Origin of the sequence: Streptococcus sp. GMD1S (assembly GCF_000296875.1) — a bacterium.
Classification (GTDB): domain Bacteria; phylum Bacillota; class Bacilli; order Lactobacillales; family Streptococcaceae; genus Streptococcus.
Genome location: NZ_AJQY01000240.1, coordinates 1 through 718, shown reverse-complemented (window position 1 = coordinate 718; position 718 = coordinate 1). Strand labels below are relative to the sequence as shown.

The 718-nt window shown below is 43.6% G+C and carries 1 pseudogene; it reads right to left on the bottom strand.

The window, feature by feature from the left end:
- A pseudogene (locus GMD1S_RS12385) lies at positions 1-718 on the bottom strand (alpha-L-fucosidase); the annotation flags it as partial.

Below are 718 nucleotides of genomic sequence, written 5' to 3'. Positions count from 1 at the left end.
GCTTTGTTTGGACTAGCAATCGGAAGAGGAATAGGAGCTTCTACAAGAGCAAGGTCATTCTTATAGCCTTTTCCAAACTCTTTCTTGTTCCAGAAATGTATGTCTTTTTCTCTGAATAAAACCGTAGTCCCAGAAGATGGCAGTGAGTTTTTCTTTTCGCTGTTTGAACCAACGTTATAGTAAAACTGGGCAGATTTTCCACCACGAATGTGACCTTCGCTAGTTTCTTTATTGGCTTCTAGGAAGTTATGAGCAACGGTAAGGATCAGGTTAGGTGCTACAAAGATACCTGAGCCTGAAACGAGGTAGCGTTGTTCCCCTGCGTTGTAAGTGCTGTAAACCATAGTAGCAGCAGTAGCAGGTTGTCCCTCGTAGTTGATGTGTTTGAGGTCTTGTCCACCGTTAATGATGGCACGATTTCCGTTCTCAGCTTCTTTTGGAGCTTCTTCCTTGTCCTTTAGAATGCTCTTAGTTTCTACTTTTGGACTAGCTTTTTGGTCAACGATAGTAGTCGTATCGAGTTCTTTGACAGGTGTGTCGGGATAGGCACGGTCCTGAATGTCTTCAGGGAGCAAGTCAGCACTGTTGGTATCGGCAACAGGTGTTTCTTGTTTTTCAGCTTCTACACGGCCTTCTTCTTTGACTGGTTCAACCTTGGTCTTTTCTATATCTGCGACTTGTTTCATTTGCTGATCTAAATTGGATGTTGTGGCAGGAG